Origin of the sequence: Herminiimonas sp. KBW02 (assembly GCF_003852535.1) — a bacterium.
In the GTDB taxonomy this organism is placed as follows: domain Bacteria; phylum Pseudomonadota; class Gammaproteobacteria; order Burkholderiales; family Burkholderiaceae_D; genus Oxalicibacterium.
Genome location: NZ_QAJP01000004.1, coordinates 80,899 through 101,960, shown reverse-complemented (window position 1 = coordinate 101,960; position 21,062 = coordinate 80,899). Strand labels below are relative to the sequence as shown.

Genomic DNA, 21,062 nt, shown 5'->3' with positions numbered 1-21,062 from the left:
ATGGCTCCTTAACCGCCCAGGTAAGCGCGACGAATTTCCGGATTGGATCGCATTTCTGCCGACGTCCCTTGCGTCACGATGTGACCGTTCTCCAGCAAATAAGCACGATCACACATGGCAAGCGCAGCGTATGCGTTCTGTTCGACGATGAGCACCGTTGTGCCTTCCTTATTGATTTCCTGGATCAGGCTGAAGATCTGCTCGACGATATTCGGCGCAAGGCCGAGCGATGGTTCGTCGAACATCACCAGCCGCGGCCGCGACATCAAGGCACGCGCAATGGCGAGCATCTGCTGCTCGCCGCCGGACAGGGTGCCGGCAACCTGCTGTACCCGCTCACGCAAACGCGGGAATTTGTCGAACATGCGCTCCATATCGTCGCGCACCTGCGGCTTGTCCTTGCGTCTGTAGGCACCCATTTCCATGTTTTCGCGCACAGTCAGTTGCGGGAATACGCGCCGTCCTTCTGGACAATGCGAGATGCCGTGATCGATCACTTCGGCCGGAGAAGCCCCGGAGACCAGATGCCCATCCATGCGTATGCTGCCATGCGCCAGCGGCTCCAGCCCGTTGATGGCACGCAGCGTGGTCGACTTGCCGGCACCATTGGCGCCGATCAAGGTAACGATCTCGCCTTCGTTCACTTCCAGCGAGATTTTGTTGATGCCGGTAGTGGCACCATAGCGCACGGTGATTTCTTCAATTTTCAGCATGTTCAATCCCCGATCCAAGATAGGCGCGAATGACTTCAGGGTCATTCTGAATTTCAGATGGCGAGCCGGTCGCGATCAGGCGACCGTAGTTCAGTACCACAATGTGATCCGAGATCGACATCACCATATGCATGTCATGCTCGACCAGCAGCACGGTGACGCCACCCTGCCCGATGCGCCTGACCATTTCCTTAAAGGCTTCGGTTTCCGACGGATTCAGCCCCGCTGCCGGTTCATCCAGCAACAGCACTTTCGGCTTGGCTGCCAGCGCGAGGCCGACACCCAGCAAACGCTGCTCACCGTAGGACAAATTGGAAGCCAGCGTATTTGCCCTGGCACTCAGGCCGAGGAAGGCGATCAGTTCATGCGCCTGCGCTTGCAAATCCGCTTCTTCCTTGCGGAATTTATGCGTGCGCAACAACGATTGCAGCACACCACACTCGCCCTTCAGATGCAGCGCAGTGAGTATGTTCTCCGCCACAGTACACGCTGAAAAAATGCTGGTACGCTGAAAACTGCGCACCAGCCCAAGCGCGGAGATTTGCTCAGGTGCCATGCCGGTAATGTCATGGCCAAATAATTTAACGCGCCCCGCAGTCGGTTTCATATAACCGGAGATCACGTTGTACGTAGTCGTCTTGCCAGCCCCGTTCGGGCCGATCAGGCTGACGATCTTGCCAGCCGGAACAGCAAAGCTGGCATTGTCCACCGCCGTCAATCCGGCGATGCGCATGGTCACGCCTTCCAGCTCGAGTGCAGGTATCTGATTGTTTGGGCTCATGCTGCTTTCCTCCGCACGACAGGGGTTTGCTCTTGCAGGGGCTGGGAAGAATAGCGACGCAGCAGATTACCGGCTGACGGCACCACACCTTTAGGCATGAAGACCAGGACTGCGATCATCAACACGCCGTAAATCATCCACTGGATTTCCGGCGACACGACGCCACGCAGCACTTCCGGCAACAAACCAAACAACAAGCCGCCAACCACCGGCCCGGCCAGCGTACCTTTGCCACCGACAATGACCATGATGACCATCATGATGGTGAACATAAACATGAAGACGTCCGGATCAATAATCCGTACCGTATGTGCATACAGTCCGCCTGCCGCACCCGCGATACCTGCAGCAAAAATGGTGGCAATGCCCAGGTAGTGCGTGACCCGGATCCCGACCGAGCGCGCCAGTACTTCGTTTTCACGCAGGGCGATCATGGCACGACCGATACGACTATGTACCAGTGCAGCCACCAGCAGATACGCGCATACTGCCACCGCCAGCACCAGCCAGTAGGTCGATAACTTGGTAGTGAGATCAATCACGCCTTCACCCGGCACCCACATCGTCAATGCCGGGATATTGTTCAAGGCCATCGGCCCCTCGGTCAGATCTACCCAGTTAAGGGCCACCATACGCATCACCTGAGCAAAGCTGATGGTGACAATCACAAAGTAAGCGCCGCGTACCCGGAACGCCAGCTTGCCGAGCAACCAGCCGGCGATTGCTGCGAACGCGATGCCGCAAACGAAAGCCAGCCATACCGGCTGCGGCGTCACCACCAGCGGCTCTGTCATTCCCCATAAGGTGACGTCAAAGCCCAGCGACAACAGCGAGGTGGTATAAGCACCCAGTCCGAAGAAAGCGACATGACCGAGACTCAGTTGCCCGGTGTAACCCAGCAGCAGATTCAGACTGATCGCGGCAATGATGAAAATGCCGACTGAAGCCACCACCGATAATATGTACGGATCCGGCCACGCCAGTGGCAGCAAGGCCAGCGCCAGTACGGAAATGAAAAAAGTCATTTTCTTTTTCATGATCAACCCACCCTTTCCCTGATGGTGAACAAACCTTGTGGACGGAAAATCATGACCGCAAGAATGACGAGGAAGCCCAGTGCATCGCGATAAGCAGTGGAGATATACCCGGCGCCAAACTCTTCCACGATGGCGAGGATGAAACCGCCCAGCGCTGCGCCCGGCAGATTGCCCAGCCCGCCCAGAATCACGATGGCAAATGCCTTCAGGCTGGCCAGATCACCCATGGTCGGCGTCACCACGAACACCGGTGCCAGCAAGGCACCCGCTACCGAAGCCAGGCAGGAACCCAGTGCGAAAGTCAGCGTGTAAATATGCGATACATTCACACCGACGATCTTGGCTGCATCCTTATCCTGGAAGGTGGCGCGCATCGCCAGGCCCAGACGCGAACGTTCGATCAACAGATAGAAGATCACCAGCAAGGCGACAGCTGTCACCAGTACGAACAGGCGGATAGGTGATACTGAAATCGCACCCCAGACTATCGGCTCCTGGCTGAACGGCGACGGCACCGACTTGGCGACACCACCCCACATCAGCAACTCCGCGTTCTGCATGATGATCATCACGCCTATCATGATCAGCATGACTTCATCGATTGCCTTCAGGTCACGACGACGCAGCAGGAAGTATTCGATGGCAGTACCGAACAGGAAGCCGACAACGGCGGCGACCAGCAAGGAAGCAAAGAAATTCATGCCGAACATGGCGACCACGCCATAAGCGACATACGCACCGAGTGCATAGAGCTCGCCATGCGCAAAGTTCACCACCCGCATGATCCCGAAGATCAGGGTCAGGCCGATCCCGAGCAAGGCGTACGTCGAGCCAAGCACAAGCGCGTTTAACGTATGCTGTAATAATTGGTCCATAGGTATCCTTCGGCAGGGTGCGCGCCCAGCAAGCTGTCACGCACACCCCGCGTATAGGTGGAAAATATGCGGGCCGCTACATTCAGCCCGGACGCTAGGTCTTATTCGACGGCGTTGTACACGCGTGTCATTTAACCGATACCTGGCCGTCCTTCAGTTCGACCACATAGACATTCGGTGCCGCCTGGCCGCTTTCCTTGCCTGCGGGACCTTCCTTGCCGAAGGCGATATCGCCATTCGCGCCCTGCACTTGTACCTTCCACAGCGCATCACGGATCGCTGCAGGTTCAGCCTTGCCGGAAATACGGATTGCTTCAGCGATCGTCAGGATCGCGTCGAAACCACGAAAGCCTTCAGTCTGACCCGCGAATTCCAGGCCACGTGCTTTCCAGCCGTCCATAAAGGCTTTGGCAACCGCAGGATGTTTTGCACGCTCAGGCGACCACGGTGCAAAGAACAAGAGATGCTGACTGACATAACCTTTAGGTCCCGGAGTCTTCAGCAAAGGCTCAGGAAAGGAACCACCGGTGGTGATGATGCGTTGTGGCAAACGTTGCTCGCCGGCCTGGCGGATCGCCAGTGTCAGTTGCTCGATACCCGAAGTCACGATGACGGTATCGGAACCGCTGCCTTTTAATGCCGCAAGTTGTGCCGACAAATCGGTCATGTCAGGCGTCATGGTTTCGGTACGACCGATAGCGATGCCTTTGGCTTCCAGCATTTTTTTAAACTCAACCGCAGCACCGAGACCCCAGTCATTGTTGACCGCGAGGAAATCGACCTTTTTGATGGCCGGGCTATAGCTGTCGATCAGTTTGGCAAACGCCTTGGCTTCCATCGCCGAAGTCGGGCTGGTGCGGAAGATCCATGGATTACCTGCGGTTGTGATCTTGCTGGACGACGCGGTTTCTACCACCATCGGTACGCCGTATTCGACCAGTTTAGGCATGACCGCGAGTGTGAAGGTGGAGCTCCAGGCGCCCATCAGGACCGGAACCTTGTCTTTCAAAATCAGCTTCTCAACCGAGTTGACTGCTTCGCGTGGATTGGACTTGTTGTCTTCGATGACGAGTTGCAGCTTCTTGCCCAATACGCCGCCGTTCTGATTGACGTAATCGGCAGCGATGCGTGCACCGTTCGTGACATAGGTGCCGGAAGCGGCGACCGGTCCGGTCAGTGGTTCGCTGACGCCGATCTTGATGGTTTCCTGCGCATAAGCAGAGGTAGCGGTAAACATGGCGAAGCCCAGACAGGCTGCCAGTGATTTTGAAATTTGCCAGTTCATATTAAATATCCTTAGTGTCCGAAGTGAGTAAATATCTGATTGATCAGTTCAGAGTGTGGGTGCTATGCGATTAATTGCGACGGCTGGAAAACAAACCAGCCAGCCACGCTTTAAGTAGGGTCCAGAGGTCTATAGAAGACGTATCTCGTTGTGCTGCACGCGGTTTGGCCGGAGCCGGCGTAGCCATATCGGCGATACCGCTGCCATGCACGGCGCCGGCGCTGACGGGTTGCGGCAGGCGTGCCTGCAGGTTTTCCGCGAATTGTTTGGTCAACTGTTCAGCCAGTGCGCGGACGATGCCTTCACGACTGAACTGCGCGAGTGAGCCGGTGATGCTGTGATCGACCTTGACCTGCACATCAGTGCCATCGCCGGCTGCAGTAACGGTAAAGCTGGCTTCACCTTTGACGCGGCTATTGCTGCGCGCATCGACGGCGGTGCCAATAATGGCGCCGGTATTCGAGGCTTCATCCAGGTTCAGGCGTCCCTGTCCGGCAAAGCTGGCCGCGATGGGGCCGAGCTTGACCTTGAACAACAAGGGTATCGATCCTTCTTCGGTCGCTGTCGCCTCTTTATTAATAGAAGCACCTGGCAGGCAATCGACCAGCAATTCGATATCGTGGAAGGCTTTCCAGACGGCGTCGGTCGGGGCTGCAATATGAAAGGATTGTTCAAGCTGCATGAGTAATCTCCTGAGATGAAACTGTTGAGTCGCGTTCGCGCAGCACACGCAGGATTGCGCGCACGATGCCGAAGTAACCGGTGCAGCGGCACAGATTGCCCGCCAATTCTTCGCATACCCTGACCTCGTCGGCGTCAGGCAAACGCAATACGATGTCGCGCGCTGTCATCAGCATGCCGGGCGTGCAATAACCGCACTGCAATGCGTGCTCGGCAGAAAATGCCGCACGCAGCTGCGCCATCAAAGGGTCGTCATCGAAGGCTTCCAGCGTACGTATCTGCCTGCCTTCAAAGCGTTTCGCCGATTGCAGGCAGCTACGTTGTGGTGCGCCGTCCACTTCTATGGTGCAGGCACCGCATACGCCCTGCTCGCAACCGACATGCGTGGCAGTCAGACCGCAGTGGTCACGCAGGGCATCTGCCAGATGTGTGCGCGGTTGCAGGGTCAGCTGGTAGCAACGGTCGTTGACAGTCAGCTCCACTTCGGTGGTTTCCACCGCTGGAAATGCGATTGGTAATGCGCTCATCGTGTTTTCCCCATATCCAATGCCACCAGCCTCAACATCTCCATCAAGGTGTGGCGACGATCAAGTTCCAGCTCGGGCGCAGCCTGCCGCACGATCTGCTCACGTACTGCGCCTTGCAGCAATTCAGTCATCAGGCCCGGTCTTTCGACCACGCACGGTGCACCGTCCAATGCACCGATCACGATGCGCTCAGTACCGTCGCTGCTGTCGCGTATGCCTGAGGTCATCGCATGCGACAGTTCGCCCGTCTTGCGGCATAACTTGCGATATGACCACTGCATAGTGTTAGTACGCTTAGGAACACTGACGGCGACCAGGATTTCACCGTCGACCAGTTGTGTTTCATAAGCGGAGGTCATGAAATCGCGTGCCGCGATATCGCGCTGACCGGATGGTCCGATTACATGCAGCGTCGCGCCCAGCAAAGGCATGGCGCTGATCCAGTCAGCCGCTGGGTCGGCGTGGCACAGGCTGCCGCCGAGCGTGCCGCGATTGCGTACCGCACGGTAGGCAATGCCGCGTGCCACATAAGGCATCAGGCCCTGACTGGGATCCGGCACGCGCTTGTCTTCTATCGCGGCATGGGTGGTCATCGCGCCAAAGCGAATTGCCGCGCCGGTATCGGTAACTGCACGCAGGGATTCAAAAGCGTCGAGATCCAGCAAGCTTTCTGGTTGTGCCAGGCGCAGATTCAACATCGCACCCAATGACTGGCAACCGGCAACTGGCTTACTGCCCCAACCGTTTTCGGCGAGTTGCGCGGATGCTTGTGCGAGGTCGTCGGCCTTGATCAGGCTATAAGCGGAAGGCTTCATGCGTGTTCCCCTTTCGCTGCAGCGATGGCTTCCAGCACGCGACGCGGATTGGCCGGGCACTGCAAAAGTTCTGCACCGATGTCATACAGCGCATCGTTGATGCCGTTGATGATGGCAGCCGGTGGTGCAATCGCACCGCCTTCGCCTATGCCTTTTTGTCCGTACTTGCTGTTCGGACTCGGGGTTTCCATATGCAACATCTTGAGCGGCGGCATTTCACCAGCACCCGGCAACAGATAATCCTGCAGCGTCGAGGCCAGCGGCTGACCTTCGCTATCGAAAGGCATCTCTTCATACAGTGCTGTACCTATGCCCTGCGCCAGTCCGCCATAGATCTGGCCTTCGACGATCATCGGATTCAGCAGCACGCCGCCGTCTTCGCAGATAACGTAATCGAGTATCGCGACATGACCGGTAGCGGTATCAACTTCCACCAGGCAGGTATGGCAGGCATAGCTGAAGGTACCGGCATCCGGCATCATCTTGTAACCGGCCACCACTTCCAGGCCACCCGGATCGACCGAACCGACCGGTAGTTTTTGTGGGGCGCGATACCAGGTGTGTGCAATCTCTGACAAGGACAAACGCTTGACGCTGTCCTGCACACCGACCGTGCCGTCTTTCAGGGTAATCAGGCTGGCATCGGTATCGAGCAAGACACCTGCCATCACCTTGACGCGTTCGGCCAGTTGTTCGCAGGCGGTACCGACTGCGCCACCCGCCATGACCGCGCAACGCGAACCCCAGGTCCCGGTAGAGTAAGGTGTCATGCCGGTGTCGCCGTGGATCACGCGTACCTTGGCGATATCGATACCGAGTACCGTATGCGCCACCTGCGCCATCGAGGTTTCCAGCCCCTGCCCGTGCGAGTGCACACCGATGCGCAATTCAAGTACGCCATCCGGTGTAAAGCGCGCGGTACATTGTTCGTAGCCCGGCACCATAGGGATGCCCCAACCGTGATAAACGGAAGTGCCATGCGCACCCTGTTCACAGAAGACTGCCATGCCGAGACCGAGGCGCTTCTGCGCCGGGTCGCTACCATTCGCAGCGTGTCGTGCTTTCTGACGTGCGCGGCAACCGTCCCAGTCAATCGCTTCGACAGCCTTATTCATACATGTCGTGTAGTCACCGGAGTCGAACAGTTTGTTGGTGATATTGGCGTAAGGCATGGCCGATGCCGGCACCAGGCTCCTGGCACGCAAGACATGCGGCTCTATGCCCAGTTCACGTGCGGCGATATCCAGCATGACTTCCAGCGCAAAGCAGACACCGGTACGTGCGACACCGCGATACGGCAGGATAGGAGGTTTATTGGTAGCGGCGGAACGTGTGCGACACACGAAACTGTCCATCACATACGGACCCGGCAGGATGGAGCCGATCTGCGCAGCTTCGAGGCAGGCGCTGAATGGATACGATGAATAGGCTCCGGAATCAACGACCGCATCACAACGTATGCCAGCCAGGCGACCTTCATTGGTCACATCGACGGTGAGGTCATAGCCATGTTCACGGCAGTTGGCATTCGCCGTCAGTTGCTCACGTCGGTCTTCCAGCCAGCGAATAGGACGCTTCAATTGCATCGCCAGCCATGCGCAGCAGATTTCTTCCGGTAGCAAGATACCCTTGTAACCAAAGCCGCCGCCGACATCCGGCGAGATGACGCGTATCTGTCCTTCATCCAGACCCAGACATTCAGCCAGGCCGGTGCGATTAATATGCGGCACTTGTGCCGCGGTGTACATGATCAGCTGGTCGACACGGGTATCCCAGAAGCACAGCACGGCGCGACCTTCCATCGGTGCCATGCATTGGCGCGCCATGCGCAGTTTGCGGCTGACTGTGTGCACTTCTTCATCTGTCGCGCTGACGCGTTTGTCTATATTGGTTTCGGCAAAGACGTTTTCGCTCCAGTCATCATGTACACGGGTGTCGCTTTGCAGCGTGCCGTACATATCTGCCATGACTGGCAGTTCCTGGTAATCGACGAACACACTCGCCGCGATATCTTCTGCACGCGCACGGTCCGGTGCGATGCAAGCCGCGACCAGTTCACCGACGTGGCGCACCTTATCTTGTGCGAGTGGATACTGTGCTGAGAGTTTGAAACCGGGCAATGAGGATGCCGCGACGATGGGACGCACACCAGTCATGTCCGCCATCGTGTAGACCAGATGCTCCATGCCTGACGGCTTCTCGATTTGGCCGAGACGGGCATGCGCCACGGGTGAACGGACAAATGCCACTTCGAGCATATCCGGCATGCGCATATCGCCGACATATTTACCCTGGCCTAATAAGAGCCGCTTGTCTTCCTTGCGCAGTACTTCGCGACCAATTCCTTGATCGGTACCGGCTTGCATGAGCAGATCGGGCATAACCAGATCATTCATCGATATCTCCTGAACGTTGCCGGAAGCTGAAATAAAATTCCATGCTTCGAGCATCTCCAATAATTATGTGGCATACCACATTTATGTTGTTATGTGTGATTCATTTTTGCGTTACGAGCATGAATTATTTTTCACCTCCTATGCGCTGTACTACGATTTTATTTCAGAGTCCCTGCAATCAACCGGGCACTATGCAACTGTCGCGATACTGAATACCAAACATCAACTTAAATGCGCTTTTTCAAGCCAGGTCCACAACCTTCAAACTTACCGAATACCTTTAGCAACGACCATGCCAACTACGCAGACATGTCAGGCGAAACGTTAGTCAAGTAATTGATTTTAATAAATAATATTAAATTTCAATTTGTGTGGTACAGCACATTTATTGGACTTTAATCAAGTAAGGTTCTTGAATAAATACCGATATTTGCTGTTGTACATGAAAATCACGCGCTTTGCATCAAATTGGAAAGATTTTGTCTCAAAAAGGTGCAACAACATCTTCATCTGCGCACTACTTTGTATCTCTTCAAACTTCCAGCGAACGACAACTTCAGTACAACAACATGATCACACTGCGATCAGTCTTGACGACCACAGACGTGGATCATCATCTCAAAGCAAATGAGATATTGCACGCTGCAGTGCAATGCAGCGCAATTAAAAAACGGAAAAGTATTAACGGGCTTTGAGCAAGGGCACACGATCAGTGGCCTCTGAATCAACCAGCCGCACCATCAGGAGTACGAACAGCTTGCGCTCTTCCGGCGACAGGTTTTCTATAGTGCGGTCATGCGCGCGCTGCACGGCAGGACGCATCTTCTTGACCAGCGCACGCCCCTTACGAGACAGCTTGACGTACTTCACGCGCTTGTCGTGTTCCGACTGGCTGCGCACGATCAGCTCACGCTGCTCCAGCCGCGGCAAGACTTCGGCCACGCTGGTGCGCTCCAACCCAATATGGTGCGCCAATGAGTTTTGATCCAGCTCGCCGTACTCTTCCAGTGCAGTCAACAAGCTGTATTGCACAGGCGTGATGTTGTGCTCCAGCGTCTCTTCCGTGAACAAGGCACTATGAATCTGATGCAGACGGCGTATCAAAAACCCGGGACGGGTAAACAACAGGGAACGTGCCTGCACTGACTCCATATCGCTCAGCAGAGAGGGAAAAGCTGCTTCTTCAATCTTATTCATGAATGGTCGGGTATATAAGGGAACAGGATGGAATCCGGTATGCCACAAACCAGAAGTATATGTGAATCCACAACAAAAACGACAATAAAAATAGATTGCAAATGTGGTGCACCACATTTATTTAAAGTTGGCATAGAATATGCGGTGCACCACATATTATTTTAACTTAAAGGAGTTGCCATGAATCATATTCTTCTCAAGGGCGGCCACGTCATTGATCCAAAGGCCAACCGCGATGGTGTATTCGATATATTGATCAAAGATGATGTCATTGCCGCTGTAGAACGCGATATCACGCCTCCGGACAGTAAAACGACAGTAGTGGATTGCCGCGACAAACTGGTCACTCCCGGCCTGATTGATACGCATGGCCATGTATACCAGGGCGTAACCGGTCGCTTCGGCCTCAACGCCGATATGTGCGGCGTGTATTCAGGCGTTACCACCATCGTCGACCAGGGTGGCGCCAGCTGCATTACCCTGCCCGGCTTCCGCCAATATGTAATCGAACCATCGAAGACGCGCGTGCTGTCTTATATGTCTGCCTATCTGGTAGGCGGCCTGGAGGGACATTTTTATCCTGAGCTATATCGCCCGGATTGCCTCGACGTGGAAGCGACCGTTACCGCCGCCAAAAAGAACGGCGACATCGTACGCGGCCTGAAAGCACATGCAGAAGTCGGCGGCTTTGCACGCTGGGGCGTTGATGTCATGCGCATCGCGTCGCAGATCGGACGCGAAGCTGCGCTGCCTGTATATATACACTTCGGTCAGCTCTGGCCGAAACCGGAAGACGGTGGCTCGCCAGTCAACCCGGACAGCATCTTCAATCAGGTTGTAGACATGCTGAAACCAGGCGACATCCTCGCCCATCCGTTCAGCCGTCATCCGGGTGGCTTCGTGGAAGTCAACGGTTCCATCCATCCTATGGTGAAAGAAGCGATCGCTCGCGGCCTGAAGATAGACGTCGGCCACGGCTCGCACTTCAGCTTCAAAACCGCGCGCATCGTACTCGATGCAGGCGTCATCCCGGATACCCTGGGTGCAGATATGCACGGTTACAACACCATCGTGCCGCCGCCGGCTGGCACACCCAACTGGCACCCGGATGAAAGCGTGCACATCTTCAAGGGCAATGAGCGCTTCAGCCTGGTCTCCGCAATGAGCAGCATGCTGGCGGTCGGTCTTCCACTCAATCATGTCGTCGCCATGGTCACCAGCAATGCCGCCAAACTGGCAGGCATGGAAGATGAAATCGGCACCCTCAAAATCGGTGGCGTGGCAGACGTCAGCGTGATGGAAGACCAGCGCGGCCGCTGGGCACTGCACGATAACGAAGGCACACAAGTCATCACCGATCGCATGCTGTTCCCTGTGTGCTGCTACCGTGCCGGCGAACGTTTCGACTCCAACGCGACGATACTTCCCGTTGCAAAGGCGGCATGATGGATATCAATCACGCCCCTACCCTGCAAGAAGTCGAGCTGGCGTTCGATGCTTACGAACAAGCTCTGGTCGGTAACGATGTGGTCAAACTGGACGAACTATTCTGGAACAACGACGCCACGCTGCGCTATGGCGCCACGGAAAATCTGGTCGGCTACGACGCCATCCGTGATTTCCGTTCACAGCGCCCGGCTGCCAACCTGGCGCGAACGGTCACCAGCCGACACGTCACCACCTTCGGCACCGACTGTGCGGTCGCCAACATCACCTTTAGTAAAAACGGCGATACGCGCATAGGCCGACAAACCCAGACCTGGGTGAAATTCCCGGATGGCTGGCATGTCGTCGCTGCCCACGTGAGCTGGATGGACGTCAAATGAACATCCCGCTCATGAGTCAGTTACAACCAGATACCGGCGGTGCTTTCCTGACTGAGGCATATGGTTATTCCTTACAGGCGCACCGACCAGTCAACAACAATCTGGAAGGCATACGCTTTGCAGTCAAGGATGTATTCGACATCGCCGGTACGCGCACTGGCGCTGGTAACCCGGTCTGGTTTTCCGATCATGAGGTTGCGAACAAACATGCAACCGCAGTCGAACGCCTCTTGTCCGGCGGTGCCACCTTCGTCGGTAAAACACTGACAGACGAACTCACCTACAGCCTCGCTGGTATCAATGTGCATTACGGCGTACCACGTAACCCGGCCAGCCCGGATCGCCTGCCCGGAGGTTCATCATCCGGTTCGGTCGCAGCAGTCGCAGCAGGCCTGGCCGATGTTGCGCTGGGCACGGATTGCGGCGGCTCGGTGCGGCTACCGGCCAGCTACTGCGGTGTGTGGGGCATGCGACCTACGCATGGCCGCTTGTCAGGACATGGTTGCCTGGTGCTGGCGCATAGCTTTGATACAGTCGGCTGGTTTGCCCGTAACCTGCAACATCTGGAGCAAACTTTCTGTGCACTGGCACATGCAGAAACCACCGACACAGAACCAGTCTTCGTCGCACTCAACGATGCTGTCATCAATAATCTGCTCGATCCGGCCGTCCTGCAGGCTTTCAATGACCTGAAAAGCCAGCAAGTAGATTTTGTTCCGGTAACGAGCGCGCTGGAATTAAGCAACTGGGCTGGCGCCTTCCGTATCCTGCAGGCATCAGAAGCATGGATGGAACACGGCGTCTGGGTATCGCGCCATGCAGAAGAACTGGGCGAGGATATCCGTCGTCGCTTCGATATCGCCTCTGGCGTCACTGCAGGTCAGGTCCGCAGCGCGCAGGAAGTCAGGGTAGCCGCCATCCGCGCACTGAACCACATCCTGGATGATCAACATAAGGTCATCGTGATCCCGACCGTACCGACACCAGCACCGCTACTCGCCGCTGACGCTGCGGCAGTCGATGACATCCGTATGCGCTCGCAACAATTGCTCTGCATCGCAGGACTGGCAGGCTTACCGCAACTCAGCATGCCGTGGATACAGGTCAACGGCGCACCGGTTGGATTGTCCATCATCGGTGGCCGCGGTTGCGATGAGATCGTGCTGCATGCAGCGCACCAGTTGCAGGCTCGTATTGCGTATTGAACCCTCACGGAGAACAGCCATGACTACCAGCAAGTTCGATGAAGAAATCGTACAAATAGCCAGCCGCTACGACGACATACGCTGGACCGATGTTCAGCTACGTACACAGGCATTGCCTGATCTTTCAGACTATGTACTCCTGCACGCTGGCCCACCGTTGACAGGTGAGCTACCAGCCCCGATCCGCCAGGCGGCGATCGAAGCCATCCTGTTTGAAGGACTTGCTGACGATCATGGCGCTGCGACAGAGCTGCTGGCACAAGAAAAAATCAAGCTGCTCCCGGCGCAGGATCACGGTCTGGTCACGCCACTGGCACAAGTGGTATCAGCCTCCATGCCGCTGTTCGTCGTCCGTAGCAATGACAGCACGCGCTATGCGCCGCTGGTGGAAGGACCTGCGCCCGCACTGCGCTTCGGCAAACCGGTAGCCGGTACACGCGCGCAGTTGCAACTGTTGTCGCAATTCGGCATGCATGTATTAAAACCAGTTGTACAAGCGCATCCACCCGCACTGTCGCCAGCCATACACTATGCGTTGCAAGGCGGCGAAGAATGCCATGCACTCACCGCACGTGCCAATGCGGCACTGGCGGCACAGCTGGATGCACTACACGCACGAGACAGACAAGTCATACTCGCCAACCCCGGTTTTGTACTACCGTTGCTGATGGCAGCATGCTCGCTGCGCCTGGAACAAACCGGTCATATCGTCGCTGCAGGTGGTAACGGCCTCGCCTTCGGTTATCGCCTGCGCGATACGTCTATCTGGCAAACCATACCCGCCACGCCACCACAAGGTACCCGCTTTGTCGGGCACGAACTCACGACTGCATTGGGCGCGATAGGCGACAGCGCCGTCATTGATTTCTCGGGACTGGGCGCACAAGCGCTCGCTTACGTACCCAGCCTGGCGCGGGATTGGGCACAATATTTGCCGGAAGACTTGCACATGCACAGATCACAAGTCGTGAACTCCCGCAGCGGTATCGTTGATTTGAAAAGCATACTGAGCAATGATTGCCCGCCTATGGTCAATCTGGCGATACTGGATCATGCAGCGGAAGCGGGCTTAATAGGACGTGGGGTGTTTGAGGTGTCTACGGAGTTGTTTGCGGATCCAAACGAGGTCGCACGCGCAAAATAGCATGTCTGGATGAAAGTTATCGTGACACCGGATGAAACGCTACATGGCCATGCAGCGAATGGAAGGCTGCCACATCTACACCATACAGTACCCGTATGGTCTCTGGTGTCACCATCTCTGATGGTAGGCCATCAGACTGCGATCAACTCCCCATTAATACCACCAAATTTTCACAACTTTGATTGCCTGAAATGAGGACATATCCCTATATCCATTCAAAGAAAATGTACTTCTATTGAAATGTCGTAAGGCGCAACGCTATCTACCGACCGAAATGGTCCTATTCGATTACTAAGCGGATATGCACTAAATTATTAAGAGTTAGAGCGCTTTGGCAATTTTGAACCAGGAATCATATGTGCATGCTTTTCGGCTGTACGTATAGCTAGATTAAACTCATTCGCAAGCTGAGCATTCTTTTTAAAATGAAGGGGACGATCAATTGATTCATCCAATGACTCGCATATGTAATTCTTAATACGATCCATTTCAGAATCAAGATCACGATGATTTTCATAGTATTCATTCGTATGAAAATCTGCGAATAAATCAATAAACGCGGGGCCGTCCTCTGCCCTTTTAATATGTACTTTAAAAAATTTAGTGAGTTTGGTATTTGGATTTTTTCGTTTGTAATCTTCTATTTTTTGCCAAACTTTTCCCTGCAAAATCACACGAGGCCCATCTGCATGGGCAGACTCAAATTGATACGCATCAATAAAAGCTGGCCCAAAAATCATAGAAGATGCAGCGCTAGCTTTCCCCTCGGCGACATTTCCATTCCGGTGAAAAAGCTGCCCTTCAGCGATCCCACCTCGACTTGCAAAACCTCGTCCTAACAGCTGACGACATACTTTGAAAATTGTATAAATCAATAAACCTATATCCTCAGCCTCTGGCTTGACTGACATAGTTATGAAATCTGAAAAAGAATAAAAGAATTCATCAAACTCTTCTGGATTCTTGACTGCCCCAATTTCTGCAGCGTACACCTTCGCCCAATCATCATTGCGCACATCTAACGCATCAAAAATACGAGCAACCAATTCCGGGTCGCTTCTAGATTTTCTAATAATTTCGCTAAAACCGAGAATATCGACAAACGCAACAACTCGCTCCTCGTATTTCACGCCTTTCGGGCTATCTGCGAACTCAACAAGCCCACCACTTTCCGAAGACACCTGTTCAGGTAATTTGACTTTATCCAGCGAGGGCACTACCTCTCCTTTAATAACATGCGAATCAGCCATCGTTTAGTGATTTGCCAAACTAGAGAAATAATTAAGGATCATAGCGTCATCTATTGTGTCGCTAAAACTGGATCCCGAATTCCATACTTGCTTCCAAGGGCCATCCGGGTGGTGAGAAAGATTAACCAATTGGTAGCCAGAATGATTGCCATAAACATCTAATACTTTGCGCACCAATGCAGCAGAATCAACATTAGTAAGTGCGGGTTGTTGAGCAATCAATGGATGATCTGCTGGTATCGGATTAGACGAAAACACCTTGAATGCTTGATAAACACTAGGCAACACAGGTCCATATCTCCACGCCTCAAAAGACTCATCTACAAGCGGTGTTTTTAATAGCGCCAAATGCCAACCATGGCAAAAGTAGAGCAACTTCTGCAACTCTAAGTTTGTAGGGGCGCTCCGTCCGGCTGCCGTCTGTTGCCGGACTATTTCACTTGCAACTTGGAGGGGAGCTGACATATTTTCACCTTAAAGGGCTGTTTATTTGTACAGTATAGAATTCAGCTTGCAATTATACAATCGTTTTTGGCTCTCAAAATCATAGAGTTGCGCTTCCTCGATTTTTTCAAAAGACTATTAGAATATATAAGTAGTTTCCCCCAACACTAGTCCAAAGCTGAGTAATTAAATTCAAGTCCAAAAAATCCAAAGTCCTCGGTCCTATACTCAATATTCCTATATTGATCACTTGAATTATCCAACAAGCATCCATATACTTAGCACTCGCCTGGCGAGAGTGCTAACAACTTTCCCCGTACGACCAACTTTCTAGTGCGGCATGTATGCACTGTAAAGCTAGCTTTGCAGCCTTATGCCGCAAATCACCCTAACTTATTGAAAACTAAGGAGTTTGTATGAACCTTCGTCCTTTGCACGATCGCGTCATCGTCAAGCGCCTCGACCAGGAAACAAAAACTGCGTCCGGCCTCATCATTCCTGAAGCAGCAGCTGAAAAGCCTGATCAAGGTGAAATCCTGGCAATCGGCAACGGCAAAATCCTCGAAGACGGCAAAGTACGCCCACTCGACGTTAAAGTCGGCGACCGCGTTCTGTTCGGCAAATATGCTGGTCAAACCGTCAAAGTTGATGGCAACGAAGTTCTCGTGATGCGCGAAGAAGACATCATGGCAATCGTACAAAAGTGATTCCGTTTCTCGAGCGTGGCGGCCGTGCCGCAGAGCTCGAAACGGTGTCATTCCTAGTCGGAATTCAGTGATTCAGTCACTCAACGAATAATCAGGAGCAATCAACATGGCAGCTAAAGAAGTAATTTTCGGCGACGCAGCCCGTGCCAAGATGGTCGAAGGCGTTAACGTTCTGGCCAACGCAGTTAAAGTAACTCTGGGCCCTAAAGGCCGTAACGTGGTTCTGGAACGTTCGTTCGGCGCACCTACCGTCACCAAGGACGGTGTTTCGGTCGCTAAAGAAATCGAACTGAAAGACAAATTGCAAAACATGGGCGCGCAGCTCGTGAAAGAAGTGGCTTCCCGCACCAGCGACAACGCAGGCGACGGCACCACCACTGCAACCGTATTGGCACAAGCGATCGTTCGCGAAGGCATGAAATACGTTGCTGCAGGCATGAACCCAATGGATCTGAAACGCGGCATCGACAAAGCTGTTGCAGCAACTGTCGAACAACTGGCAGCCATTGCTAAACCATGCACCACCACCAAAGAAATCGCTCAAGTTGGTTCGATCTCCGCTAACAGCGATGCATCGATCGGCGAGCGCATCGCTGAAGCGATGGAAAAAGTCGGCAAGGAAGGCGTCATCACTGTTGAAGACGGCAAATCCCTGAACGACGAACTCGACATCGTTGAAGGTATGCAGTTTGACCGTGGCTACCTGTCGCCATACTTCATCAACAACCCAGAAAAGCAAACCGCTATCCTGGACAATCCGTTCATCCTGTTGTGCGACAAGAAAATCTCCAATATCCGTGACCTGCTCCCGGTACTGGAACAAGTTGCTAAAGCTGGCCGTCCACTGCTGATCATCGCAGAAGACATCGAAGGCGAAGCACTGGCAACCCTGGTTGTGAACAACATCCGCGGCATCCTGAAAACCTGCGCAGTAAAAGCGCCAGGCTTCGGCGACCGTCGCAAAGCAATGCTGGAAGACATCGCTATCTTGTCCGGCGGCCAGGTTGTTGCTGAAGAAGTCGGCCTGACTTTGGAAAAAATCACTCTGGAAGAATTGGGCCAGGCTAAACGTATCGAAATCGGCAAAGAAAACACCACGCTGATCGACGGTAACGGCCAAGCTATCAACATCGAAGCACGCGTTAAACAAATCCGCGCGCAAATCGAAGAAGCAACTTCGGACTACGACCGTGAAAAACTGCAAGAACGCGTTGCCAAACTGGCAGGCGGCGTTGCAGTGATCAAAGTCGGTGCTGCTACCGAAGTCGAAATGAAAGAGAAAAAAGCACGCGTTGAAGATGCTCTGCATGCAACCCGCGCTGCGGTTGAAGAAGGTATCGTTCCTGGCGGTGGCGTTGCCCTGCTGCGCGCACGTGCTGCAATCAACATCAAAGGCGACAACTCGGATCAAGACGCTGGTATCCGTATCGTTCTGCGTGCAATGGAAGAACCACTGCGCATGATCGTACAAAACGCTGGTGAAGAAGCTTCGGTTGTTGTAGCTAAAGTATTGGAAGGCAAAGGTAACTTCGGTTACAACGCTGCTAACGGTACCTACGGCGACATGGTTGAAATGGGCGTGCTGGATCCAGCTAAAGTGACCCGTTCGGCATTGCAAAATGCTGCTTCGATCGCTGCCCTGTTGTTGACCACCGATTGCATGGTTGCTGAAGTTGTCGAAGACAAACCAGCAGGTGGCATGGGTGATATGGGCGGCATGGGTGGTATGGGTGGTATGGGCGGCATGATGTAATTGCCGGTCTGCTTTCGGCGTCGTGCTGCACGATGCCGAAGCCCGATGCGCTTCCCGCACATCAAAAAAGCCCGCAAGGTTTATGCCTTGCGGGCTTTTTGTTTGTGCTTCAGCTAATCAATTACGCTGACATCTGCACTTATTCTTCTTCATCCACTTCATCTTCCACATCGCTCAATGATGGCGGTGGTTTATAACTGGCGAGCAAGGCAATACGGCTCTCCGGTGTCTCCAGGCTGACGCGACCAATTGCGCCGACGCGGTAATCCTGCAGGAAAGTGTGCGCCGCTTTCTCCAGATCCAGTTCTCCACCCTTGATACGGAAACCACGACGCAAGGCGACGCCTTCGATCACGCTGACGCCATCTATCCCCTCGGTCGGGAAACCATAACGCGCCGTCAACAGCTGTGGATAGTGCACCAGGATCACGTCTGCGAGGAAGGTCGCGACTTCTTCTTCAATCAGGGCATTGCTGCCGATGGCGTGGCTGGCTGCCAGCATCAGGCCATCGCTCGGATGTTCGATCTTGGGCCACATCATGCCCGGGGTATCGGTCAGCACCATATTGTTGCCGAGATACAGGCGCTGTTGCGTCTTGGTGACCGCCGGTTCGTCGCCTACCTTGGCCACGCGCTTTTTCAGCAGTGCATTCATCAGCGTCGATTTACCGACGTTGGGTATGCCCATGATCATGATGCGCAAAGGCTTGAGCGGCGTACCACGATGCGGAGCGATTTTTAAACACAGGCTCGGAATCTTGGCCACGTCGGATGGCTTCTTGCAGCTGAGGGCGACCGCGTGCACATTCTTTTGGCTGTTATAAAAATCCAGCCATTTCTTCGTCGCGACCGGATCGGCCAGGTCGCTTTTGTTAAGTATCTTTAAGCAGGGACGCTGGCGGAAGGTGCGCAGCTCTTCGATCATCGGATTACGGCTGGCCTGCGGTACGCGCGCGTCCAGCACCTCGATGATCATGTCGGTCTTTTCCATGGCTTCCGCCGCCTTCTTGCGGGCGGCGTTCATGTGACCTGGGTACCATTGTATGGACATGCGTGACTTTATCTGAGGGAAGCAAGCCGCTATTTTACCTGCTCGCAGCCCCCTCAACGGCTGGCCAGACCGGGTTTCGTCATATTCCACGCATTAAATGGGCGAAATTGTCATACGCGCGTCATATCCGGCATGCACACTGGCATCCGCTAGCGCTAACGGGGACCGGCGCACATAAAGGCCCCGACCAATTCCTGAGTAATGTTGCCAGCCCTACCCGACATTGCAAGAAACGCACCTCTCGTGCACCTTCTTGGCCCGTCTGCCGACTTATTGCGCGGCTGGATCTGCCACGCGAAGAAATTACTTCACACCACGTATTCCCGATAAATGATGACAGGCGTCACTGGTTTCAGCTATGGCTCGGATCCGTCCGGTCTGATTTGGGGTTTCCGCTTCAAGCCAGGACAAACAGCGAGCCGCATCAATTCAGTCGAGGCAGCGGAATGGCTGCAAGGAGTACGGGAACATGACCCGGCGGAATTCATCTGGCTGCACTTCAACCTGAGCAATACGGCCAGTGAAAAATGGATGAACGAGCACGCGCAGGTCGCCGATGAATTCAATGAAGCGTTGCATGACGGCTCACGTTCAACCCGTATCGAGCAGGCCGACAATACCCTGATTGCCGTCGTCAATGATGTGCTGCACAGCTTTTCCTTTGAATCAGCCGATATCGCCACCTTGTGGCTAAACGTCACACAAAACGTCGTGATCAGCGCCCGCCGCACGCCGTTGAAATCGATAGAGCGTTTGCGTCAGGCTGTCGAACACGGCGACCAGATACAGTCCTCGGTCGAGTTGCTGGTACACCTGCTGCGCGATCAGGCTGATGTGCTGGTCAAGATCGTGCGCGATGCCGTCGCACGCGTCGATAAAGTGGAAGACACCCTGCTCTCCGGCAGAGTGAATAAACAACGCACCGACCTCGGTGCATTACGACGCATCCTGGTGCGCCTGCAACGCTTGCTGGCACCGGAACCGGCCGCCTTGTTTCGCTTGCTGCAAAAACCACCGACCTGGGTTGCCGAACTGGCGGCGCAGGAATTACGTCAGTCCACCGAGGAATTTACCGTCGTGCTGAGCGATATGAGCTCACTCCAGGAGCGCATCAAACTGTTGCAGGAAGAAATCGCGGCGCAGGTCAATGAAGAAAACAACCGCAGCCTTTACGTGCTGACCATCGTGACCGTCCTCGCCCTGCCGATCAATATCATTACCGGCTTGCTCGGCATGAACGTGGGCGGCATACCGTTTGCCGAACACACTTACGGCTTCTGGATAGTGGCGGGGATCGTACCTACCTGTACCGCCATCGTCGGCTGGCTGGTAATTCGCAAACAAAAACAGGATTGACGGCTGTCACATCCTTTTT

Annotated in this window: 20 protein-coding genes; 7 read left to right on the top strand and 13 right to left on the bottom strand. The window is 54.3% G+C overall.

What is annotated here, in order from left to right; all coding sequences use genetic code 11:
• Positions 1-8: 8 nt before the first annotated feature.
• From DBR37_RS04920 to DBR37_RS04875, 10 genes are all read right to left on the bottom strand, one after another.
• The gene (locus tag DBR37_RS04920; protein ID WP_199739043.1) at positions 9-713 is read right to left on the bottom strand and encodes an ABC transporter ATP-binding protein; all 705 of its coding nucleotides are present in this window, start codon (positions 711-713) and stop codon (positions 9-11) included.
• Positions 700-1,494, bottom strand: a complete 795-nt coding sequence (locus tag DBR37_RS04915; protein ID WP_124573376.1) for an ABC transporter ATP-binding protein — start codon at positions 1,492-1,494, stop codon at positions 700-702. The genes DBR37_RS04920 and DBR37_RS04915 overlap by 14 nt, the downstream gene beginning before the upstream one ends.
• Entirely contained in the window at positions 1,491-2,519 is a 1,029-nt protein-coding gene (locus DBR37_RS04910; RefSeq protein ID WP_233588276.1) for a branched-chain amino acid ABC transporter permease, read from the bottom strand. The genes DBR37_RS04915 and DBR37_RS04910 overlap by 4 nt, the downstream gene beginning before the upstream one ends.
• Positions 2,520-2,533: 14 nt before the next feature.
• On the bottom strand, positions 2,534-3,406 hold the full coding sequence (locus DBR37_RS04905) for a branched-chain amino acid ABC transporter permease (RefSeq protein ID WP_124573374.1): 873 nt from the start codon (positions 3,404-3,406) through the stop codon (positions 2,534-2,536).
• Between the two features lie 127 nt (positions 3,407-3,533).
• Positions 3,534-4,691, bottom strand: coding sequence for an ABC transporter substrate-binding protein (locus DBR37_RS04900; RefSeq protein ID WP_124573373.1), 1,158 nt, complete (start codon positions 4,689-4,691; stop codon positions 3,534-3,536).
• Between the two features lie 70 nt (positions 4,692-4,761).
• Positions 4,762-5,373: an SRPBCC family protein gene (locus DBR37_RS04895; RefSeq protein WP_124573372.1), complete on the bottom strand. Its 612-nt coding sequence runs from the start codon at positions 5,371-5,373 to the stop codon at positions 4,762-4,764.
• Positions 5,363-5,899, bottom strand: a complete 537-nt coding sequence (locus DBR37_RS04890; RefSeq protein ID WP_199739042.1) for a (2Fe-2S)-binding protein — start codon at positions 5,897-5,899, stop codon at positions 5,363-5,365. Before DBR37_RS04890 ends, DBR37_RS04895 begins: the two co-directional genes overlap by 11 nt.
• The gene (locus tag DBR37_RS04885) at positions 5,896-6,714 is read right to left on the bottom strand and encodes a xanthine dehydrogenase family protein subunit M (protein WP_124573371.1); all 819 of its coding nucleotides are present in this window, start codon (positions 6,712-6,714) and stop codon (positions 5,896-5,898) included. The genes DBR37_RS04890 and DBR37_RS04885 overlap by 4 nt, the downstream gene beginning before the upstream one ends.
• Positions 6,711-9,110, bottom strand: a complete 2,400-nt coding sequence (locus DBR37_RS04880; protein ID WP_233588275.1) for a xanthine dehydrogenase family protein molybdopterin-binding subunit — start codon at positions 9,108-9,110, stop codon at positions 6,711-6,713. The genes DBR37_RS04885 and DBR37_RS04880 overlap by 4 nt, the downstream gene beginning before the upstream one ends.
• A 681-nt stretch (positions 9,111-9,791) precedes the next feature.
• A complete protein-coding gene (locus DBR37_RS04875; protein WP_124573370.1) occupies positions 9,792-10,307 on the bottom strand; it encodes a MarR family winged helix-turn-helix transcriptional regulator in 516 nt (171 codons plus the stop codon).
• Positions 10,308-10,487: 180 nt separating this feature from the next.
• On the opposite strand from DBR37_RS04875, the gene DBR37_RS04870 reads away from it, so the two are divergent.
• Genes DBR37_RS04870 through DBR37_RS04855 form a run of 4 tightly spaced genes read left to right on the top strand, consistent with a single transcriptional unit; the run spans position 10,488 to position 14,482 of the window.
• Positions 10,488-11,753 carry an amidohydrolase/deacetylase family metallohydrolase gene (locus DBR37_RS04870; RefSeq protein WP_124573369.1) on the top strand — a complete coding sequence of 422 codons (1,266 nt, stop codon included), beginning with the start codon at positions 10,488-10,490 and terminating at the stop codon, positions 11,751-11,753.
• Entirely contained in the window at positions 11,750-12,133 is a 384-nt protein-coding gene (gene hpxZ / locus DBR37_RS04865; protein WP_124573368.1) for an oxalurate catabolism protein HpxZ, read from the top strand. Before DBR37_RS04870 ends, hpxZ begins: the two co-directional genes overlap by 4 nt.
• On the top strand, positions 12,130-13,338 hold the full coding sequence (locus DBR37_RS04860) for an amidase (protein ID WP_233588274.1): 1,209 nt from the start codon (positions 12,130-12,132) through the stop codon (positions 13,336-13,338). Before hpxZ ends, DBR37_RS04860 begins: the two co-directional genes overlap by 4 nt.
• A gap of 19 nt (positions 13,339-13,357) precedes the next feature.
• Positions 13,358-14,482: a DUF1116 domain-containing protein gene (locus DBR37_RS04855; protein WP_158610225.1), complete on the top strand. Its 1,125-nt coding sequence runs from the start codon at positions 13,358-13,360 to the stop codon at positions 14,480-14,482.
• A 314-nt stretch (positions 14,483-14,796) separates the two neighbouring features.
• Here the strand turns inward: DBR37_RS04855 and DBR37_RS04850 are convergent, their stop codons facing one another.
• Together DBR37_RS04850 and DBR37_RS04845 are read right to left on the bottom strand one after the other, a co-directional pair.
• On the bottom strand, positions 14,797-15,732 hold the full coding sequence (locus DBR37_RS04850) for a hypothetical protein (protein WP_233588273.1): 936 nt from the start codon (positions 15,730-15,732) through the stop codon (positions 14,797-14,799).
• Between the two features lie 3 nt (positions 15,733-15,735).
• Positions 15,736-16,197 (bottom strand): Panacea domain-containing protein, encoded by a 462-nt coding sequence (locus DBR37_RS04845; protein WP_124573366.1) that lies wholly within the window; start codon positions 16,195-16,197, stop codon positions 15,736-15,738.
• A 395-nt stretch (positions 16,198-16,592) separates the two neighbouring features.
• On the opposite strand from DBR37_RS04845, the gene groES reads away from it, so the two are divergent.
• Together groES and groL are read left to right on the top strand one after the other, a co-directional pair.
• A complete protein-coding gene (gene groES, locus DBR37_RS04840) occupies positions 16,593-16,883 on the top strand; it encodes a co-chaperone GroES (protein ID WP_012080503.1) in 291 nt (96 codons plus the stop codon).
• Positions 16,884-16,989: 106 nt separating this feature from the next.
• Complete coding sequence (gene groL, locus DBR37_RS04835; protein ID WP_124573365.1) at positions 16,990-18,636, top strand: chaperonin GroEL; 1,647 nt, start codon at positions 16,990-16,992, stop codon at positions 18,634-18,636.
• A 139-nt stretch (positions 18,637-18,775) separates the two neighbouring features.
• Here the strand turns inward: groL and ylqF are convergent, their stop codons facing one another.
• Positions 18,776-19,687 carry a ribosome biogenesis GTPase YlqF gene (gene ylqF, locus DBR37_RS04830; protein ID WP_124573364.1) on the bottom strand — a complete coding sequence of 304 codons (912 nt, stop codon included), beginning with the start codon at positions 19,685-19,687 and terminating at the stop codon, positions 18,776-18,778.
• A gap of 330 nt (positions 19,688-20,017) precedes the next feature.
• Between ylqF and DBR37_RS04825 the strand changes: the two genes are divergently transcribed.
• Positions 20,018-21,043: a transporter gene (locus tag DBR37_RS04825; RefSeq protein WP_370454228.1), complete on the top strand. Its 1,026-nt coding sequence runs from the start codon at positions 20,018-20,020 to the stop codon at positions 21,041-21,043.
• The last annotated feature ends 19 nt before the right edge of the window (positions 21,044-21,062 follow it).

Excerpts from the sequence above, each read along its gene's own strand:
- DBR37_RS04875 (WP_124573370.1), bottom strand. The coding sequence starts at position 10,307 with ATGAATAAGATTGAAGAAGCAGCTTTTCCCTCTCTGCTGAGCGATATG.
- DBR37_RS04900 (WP_124573373.1), bottom strand. The coding sequence starts at position 4,691 with ATGAACTGGCAAATTTCAAAATCACTGGCAGCCTGTCTGGGCTTCGCC.
- DBR37_RS04890 (WP_199739042.1), bottom strand. The coding sequence starts at position 5,899 with ATGAGCGCATTACCAATCGCATTTCCAGCGGTGGAAACCACCGAAGTG.
- DBR37_RS04855 (WP_158610225.1), top strand. The coding sequence starts at position 13,358 with ATGACTACCAGCAAGTTCGATGAAGAAATCGTACAAATAGCCAGCCGC.
- DBR37_RS04895 (WP_124573372.1), bottom strand. The coding sequence starts at position 5,373 with ATGCAGCTTGAACAATCCTTTCATATTGCAGCCCCGACCGACGCCGTC.
- DBR37_RS04920 (WP_199739043.1), bottom strand. The coding sequence starts at position 713 with ATGCTGAAAATTGAAGAAATCACCGTGCGCTATGGTGCCACTACCGGC.
- DBR37_RS04905 (WP_124573374.1), bottom strand. The coding sequence starts at position 3,406 with ATGGACCAATTATTACAGCATACGTTAAACGCGCTTGTGCTTGGCTCG.
- DBR37_RS04880 (WP_233588275.1), bottom strand. The coding sequence starts at position 9,110 with ATGAATGATCTGGTTATGCCCGATCTGCTCATGCAAGCCGGTACCGAT.
- groL (WP_124573365.1), top strand. The coding sequence starts at position 16,990 with ATGGCAGCTAAAGAAGTAATTTTCGGCGACGCAGCCCGTGCCAAGATG.
- ylqF (WP_124573364.1), bottom strand. The coding sequence starts at position 19,687 with ATGTCCATACAATGGTACCCAGGTCACATGAACGCCGCCCGCAAGAAG.
- DBR37_RS04825 (WP_370454228.1), top strand. The coding sequence starts at position 20,018 with ATGATGACAGGCGTCACTGGTTTCAGCTATGGCTCGGATCCGTCCGGT.
- groES (WP_012080503.1), top strand. The coding sequence starts at position 16,593 with ATGAACCTTCGTCCTTTGCACGATCGCGTCATCGTCAAGCGCCTCGAC.
- DBR37_RS04915 (WP_124573376.1), bottom strand. The coding sequence starts at position 1,494 with ATGAGCCCAAACAATCAGATACCTGCACTCGAGCTGGAAGGCGTGACC.
- DBR37_RS04870 (WP_124573369.1), top strand. The coding sequence starts at position 10,488 with ATGAATCATATTCTTCTCAAGGGCGGCCACGTCATTGATCCAAAGGCC.
- DBR37_RS04850 (WP_233588273.1), bottom strand. The coding sequence starts at position 15,732 with ATGGCTGATTCGCATGTTATTAAAGGAGAGGTAGTGCCCTCGCTGGAT.
- DBR37_RS04845 (WP_124573366.1), bottom strand. The coding sequence starts at position 16,197 with ATGTCAGCTCCCCTCCAAGTTGCAAGTGAAATAGTCCGGCAACAGACG.
- DBR37_RS04910 (WP_233588276.1), bottom strand. The coding sequence starts at position 2,519 with ATGACTTTTTTCATTTCCGTACTGGCGCTGGCCTTGCTGCCACTGGCG.
- hpxZ (WP_124573368.1), top strand. The coding sequence starts at position 11,750 with ATGATGGATATCAATCACGCCCCTACCCTGCAAGAAGTCGAGCTGGCG.
- DBR37_RS04885 (WP_124573371.1), bottom strand. The coding sequence starts at position 6,714 with ATGAAGCCTTCCGCTTATAGCCTGATCAAGGCCGACGACCTCGCACAA.
- DBR37_RS04860 (WP_233588274.1), top strand. The coding sequence starts at position 12,130 with ATGAACATCCCGCTCATGAGTCAGTTACAACCAGATACCGGCGGTGCT.